The following is a 4,730-nucleotide window of genomic DNA, read 5'->3' as shown; positions in this document are numbered from 1 at the left end:
GGGAGAAGCCGAGAGTGGGGGAGCGTGCATGGCGTCGCTCGGCAGACGGGAATGTGACGACAGGGCCTGGGGGCGGCCCGCTGTGGTCGGTTGCTGTCACTCCTCGCCGGCGGAGGCCGAGGCCGAAGGGCTGGGTGTCGCGGTCGGTGCGGCGGTGTTGACGTCCAGGTCGGGACGGGGTTCCAGGGCGACCAGCGGGGCACCCGGCTGGGGCACGGGCGGGGTGACCTGTTCCTTGGGGAGCTTCGGGGGATTGGTCTGCTGGTAGTTGACCTGGTCGTGGTTGACCAGACCGGTCTTCTCCAGCACGGTGATGTGGTCCAGCACGGTGTCGTTGGCGAGGTCGGCCAGCGCGCGCACCAGGGTGTTCCGCGTACTGGCGCGGATCTTGGCGATGGTCGGAAAGATCTGGCCGTGCGTGACCCGCATGATGGTGACCGCGGTGGAGTCGAACTCCTTGCCGGTCGCGGCGTCGACCGTCGCCACGAACTGCTGCTGTTGCGGGCTCGCCTGGTTGTTGAGGGTGATGCCCAGTTCCGGAGCGATCTTGCGGCACATCTCGTCGAGCCCGGCGTGCCCGACCACCAGATGCTCACCGGCCTCCTTCATCTCCGGTGTCGTACCGCGTTCCATGGCCATCTCGCCAAGCGGGTATTCCCACAGCCCCGCCGAACGCACCTTGATGACGAAGTCCCGGTCGGCCTCCGTCAGCGGACCGAACGGCGTGTTCGCGATGATGCGCTCCGTCGACGTGGCCGTCTTCTCGACGCCCAGCATGGCGGGATAGGCGAGCGCCGCGACGGTCAGCAGCAGACCGCCGCTCATGAAGATGGCTCCTGCGGTACGTGGGATACGCATGGTTCCTCCTGGCGTGCGGGCGCGGACGCCCCGGGCGGGGGCGCGAGGCACGCCCCGGTTCCGCCGGGGAGCGGATTCGGTCGCCAGGAGGTACGGACGAGGGCTCCCGATGAATCATTGCTCAGGGCAAAAATTGCACTGGGGCGTGTGATCTCCATCACGTGACTGGGTGGCCCGGTGCGGCCGGCCTGCCGGGTGGGCAGGCCGGCCGCTGGGTGGTGCGTCGCCGGGTGCCACAGCCCGAGGTGCTTGCCGAAGAACTCCGACACCTTGGCGACCGCGGACGTCACGTACGCGTCCTTGTCGTACAGGTCGATGTGGGTCGCGCCCTCGATGAGGAACAGTTCCTTCGGCTCGGCGGCCTGGGCGACGGCCTCCTCCCCGAGAAGCACCGCGACTACGCGCGGATCCTGTTCACCGACCCCGCCATGCGCACGCTCCACGCCGACTGGGACGCCGTCGCCCGCCTGAGCGCGGCCATGCTGCGGCCGCCTGGCAGCGTCGGACACAAGATGTGTGACCGTTACTCCCCTCCCACGCCGGACGAGGCGCGGGCCGCGCTGGCCGAAGCCGCTCGCATCCGGGCCTCGGCCACCGCTCTGTCGGCCACACCCTGGCCGACCTGGTTCGCCACCGTCCTCACCGCGTACATCGCGGCCTTCCCCATCACGTACGGAGGGATGCTTTCCGACGAACGGTGGCTGCTGCCGAGGGCGGCCTGGGTGGCGGTGCTGCTGATCATCACCGTGGCGTACCTGGCACTGCTCACGGTCGCCGCCCGCTCCTGGAAGCAGCGCACCGGCGTGGCACTCCGGTTCGACGTGCTGCCCAGGCGCGCGACCGTTCCCCTGTCGATCGGCATGCCCGTGCTGTTGGTGGGGCCGGCCTGGGTGTTCCGCGCCACCGGCCAGGCATGGTGGCTCGCCGCCGCCTCGGCTGCCGCGGCCGCGGTGTCCGTGGGTTTCCACCTCGCTTTCGTACGGCTGCACCGGAAGGCCTCGTGACCACCCGGCCCACCGACCCGATGGACGGCTTCGACAACCTCATCCACTCGCCCGACCGGCTGCGCGTCTGCGCGTTGCTCGACACCGTCGGCGAGGCCGAATTCGCGGTGATGCAGGAGCAGCTCGGATTGTCGGCATCCGTGTTGAGCAAGCACGCCGGCGCCCTGATCGAGGCCGGTTACGTCGAGCAGCGCAAGGCCGTACGCGACACACGGCAACGCGTCTGGCTGCGCCTGACCCCGCAGGGACGTAAGGCGTACCACGGCCACCTCGCGGCACTACGGGCGATCGTCGGATCGTGGGCACCGCCACCGCAGGGCTCCGGGACAGCCGCCGGCCCGCGTCTTTGGACTGGTAAGCACCACGCCCCCTGCCACGGGCATCGACCGCCGGCCCTGGGGGAAGCGGTACGGCCGCGGGCACCCAACGTCGCCTGCTGCTGGACGGCACGCTCATCCCCGCCCGGCGCAGTGCGCCCCTGGTCGCGGACGCGAACCCGCCCCGCTGGACAGCGGCAAGCACCACCTCGGACATCGTGGCGTCCACGGCCGCCTGGTCCTTGATCGTCTTCACGAACATTCGTGATCGCGGGTGGCCGTTCAGCTGCCCGCGGATCCCTCGCCGATCAGGGCCAGCCCTTAACGATCGAGAACCACAGCTCCGGTGTCTGTCTGCCCGGCGTTCCGGGAGGTAGCTTGGTGGAGAGGGCCCCTACAGGAGGGCGATTCGATGCCGTGGTTCGTATGGCTGCTCGCCGCCGCGGCGCTGGGTGTCGCGGAGTTCTTCACCCTGACGCTGGTCTTCGGGTTGCTGGCGGGCGCCGCGTTGGTCGCCGCCGTGGTCGCCGGTGTGGGCATCGGCCTTCTCGGCCAGCTCGTGGCCCTCGCGGCAGCGGCGGCGGCGGGCCTCGTCATCGTCCGTCCTGTCGCGATGCGGCATCTGGCACAGCAACCCCTCACACGCGAGGGCAGTGATGCGCTGATCGGCAAGCGGGCCGAGGTCATGCAGGAGGTGACCGCGACCCACGGCCTGATCAAACTCTCCGGCGAAGAGTGGTCCGCCCGCGCCCTCGACGAGAGCCTGGTGATCCCGGTGGGAGCGCTGGTGGATGTCATGGAGATCGAAGGCGCCACGGCCATCGTCTATCCCCGCGAACTCCTACCGTGAACCCGGGAACCCGTGAACCCGTGAACGGCTGAACACGTAGCGACGGAGGCACTGTGGATCCAGTTGTCATCCCCATTCTTGTGGCGGCCCTTGTCGTCGTCTTCCTCGTGGCCTCCACGGTGCGGATCGTCCCGCAGGCGCGCCGCTACAACATCGAGCGGTTCGGCCGGTACCGCCGGACGCTGCAGCCCGGTCTGAACCTGGTCCTGCCGGTGGCGGACCGCATCAACACCAAACTCGACGTGCGCGAGCAGGTCTACTCGTCCGACCCCAGGCCGGTGATCACCGAGGACAACCTCGTGGTGAACATCGACACCGTGCTCTACTACCAGATCACGGACCCGCGGGCGGCGGCCTACGAGGTCGCCGACTACCTGCAGGCGATCGATCAGCTCACCGTGACCACGCTGCGCAACGTCATCGGCAGCATGGACCTGGAGGAGACGCTCACCTCGCGTGAGGAGATCAACTCCCGGCTCCGCGCCGTCCTCGACGATGCCACCGGCAAGTGGGGCATCCGGGTCAACCGCGTCGAGATCAAGGCCATCGATCCACCGCACACGATCAAGGAAGCGATGGAGAAGCAGATGCGGGCCGAGCGTGACAAGCGCGCGGCCATCCTGCACGCCGAAGGGGAGCGGCAAGCCAAGATCCTTACCGCGGAAGGTACGAAGCAGAAGGACATCCTGGAGGCCCAGGGCACGCAACAGGCCATGATCCTGCGGGCGGACGGCGAGGCGAAGGCGGTGGAGCTCGTCTTCCAGGCGGTCCATCGCAACAACGCCGACGCGAAGATACTGGCCTACAAGTACCTTGAGACGCTTCCGCACCTGGCGAGCAGCGACAACAACACGTTCTGGGTGATCCCGGGGGAGCTGACCGAGGCGATTCGGACCGTCACCAGTGCGTTCGGTGATCAGTCGACGGCAGGCCCTCCCCATCCCGCGCGACCCGAGGAAGCGGCCACCGCCGACGCCGAGGCCACGTCGGGCGAAGGCCGGATTCCGGAACTCGGTGCGGGCTCGACGGTCTCCCTCGACGCCGCCACGGCTGCCGACGAGGCCGAGAAACAGGCCGCCGCCGCGGTGAGCGACGCCAAGGCGGAGGCCGAGGCCGCGAAGTCGCCCCAAGTGCCGCGCCGGGGGCGGACGTCCGCCGACTGAAGCCACCCTCGGCTGTCGCCGGGGACCGCCGTGAGGCTTCCCCACGCTCCTGCTGTCGGCGGTGGGCGTGGGGGTCTCCCAACTGGCGGCTCCCAGCGCCGTACGGCCCCCGACCTATACGCCATCGCCGGGGGCACGCGGCGATGGCGTATTCCACCAGCGTGACGATCTCGTCGGGTGCTTCGTCCAGGAGCAGGTGTCCGGACTCGTCGAGGATGTGCAGCCATGCCCCGGACCGACAGGATCGTCGGTGCCGGCTGCCACAGCTCTCCTACCTTGGTGCACCGCAACCTCTTGAGTCACATAAGAGACGACCGAGTCGGACCCGGCGATCGTCTCCGACCCCACCCCGGCCCTGACCGCGACGGCACAGACCGCGGCCGGCGGCGAGAAGGGCGCGCAGTTGCGCGTCTACTACGACCTCGATCACAAGAACAGCGACAGCACCTGGTCGGACACCACGGCCGGCAACGGTGACCTCAGCCCGTCCAGCGGGTACGTCGGCGACGGTGTGAAGCTGACCAAGTCCTGGTCGACG

General features: G+C 69.1%; 5 protein-coding genes and 1 pseudogene. 5 read left to right on the top strand and 1 reads right to left on the bottom strand.

All coding sequences use genetic code 11. The features are described 5' to 3' along the window. Positions 1 to 96: 96 nt before the first annotated feature. Positions 97 to 858 carry a DUF4142 domain-containing protein gene (locus F3T56_RS16030; protein WP_149825850.1) on the bottom strand — a complete coding sequence of 254 codons (762 nt, stop codon included), beginning with the start codon at positions 856 to 858 and terminating at the stop codon, positions 97 to 99. Positions 859 to 1,019: 161 nt separating this feature from the next. Here F3T56_RS16030 and F3T56_RS47840 point away from each other — a divergent pair, with 161 nt between their 5' ends. The 5 genes and pseudogenes from F3T56_RS47840 to F3T56_RS47835 form a co-directional block, all read left to right on the top strand. After that, entirely contained in the window at positions 1,020 to 1,862 is an 843-nt protein-coding gene (locus F3T56_RS47840; RefSeq protein WP_246203645.1) for a hypothetical protein, read from the top strand. Next, positions 1,859 to 2,425 carry a transcriptional regulator gene (locus tag F3T56_RS49720; protein WP_342786941.1) on the top strand — a complete coding sequence of 189 codons (567 nt, stop codon included), beginning with the start codon at positions 1,859 to 1,861 and terminating at the stop codon, positions 2,423 to 2,425. Before F3T56_RS47840 ends, F3T56_RS49720 begins: the two co-directional genes overlap by 4 nt. Positions 2,426 to 2,591: 166 nt before the next feature. Continuing rightward, the gene (locus F3T56_RS16005; RefSeq protein ID WP_149825849.1) at positions 2,592 to 3,029 is read left to right on the top strand and encodes an NfeD family protein; all 438 of its coding nucleotides are present in this window, start codon (positions 2,592 to 2,594) and stop codon (positions 3,027 to 3,029) included. A 53-nt stretch (positions 3,030 to 3,082) separates the two neighbouring features. Then, positions 3,083 to 4,192, top strand: coding sequence for an SPFH domain-containing protein (locus tag F3T56_RS16000; RefSeq protein ID WP_149825848.1), 1,110 nt, complete (start codon positions 3,083 to 3,085; stop codon positions 4,190 to 4,192). A gap of 307 nt (positions 4,193 to 4,499) precedes the next feature. Further along, positions 4,500 to 4,730: pseudogene (locus F3T56_RS47835) on the top strand (hypothetical protein); the annotation flags it as partial.

Source organism: Streptomyces tailanensis (genome assembly GCF_008386495.1).
Lineage (GTDB): Bacteria > Actinomycetota > Actinomycetes > Streptomycetales > Streptomycetaceae > Streptomyces > Streptomyces tailanensis.
The sequence above is the reverse complement of the archived record's forward strand: the minus strand, read 5'-3'. Positions and strand labels throughout refer to the sequence as shown.

Excerpts from the sequence above, each read along its gene's own strand:
- F3T56_RS16030 (WP_149825850.1), bottom strand. The coding sequence starts at position 858 with ATGCGTATCCCACGTACCGCAGGAGCCATCTTCATGAGCGGCGGTCTG.
- F3T56_RS16005 (WP_149825849.1), top strand. The coding sequence starts at position 2,592 with ATGCCGTGGTTCGTATGGCTGCTCGCCGCCGCGGCGCTGGGTGTCGCG.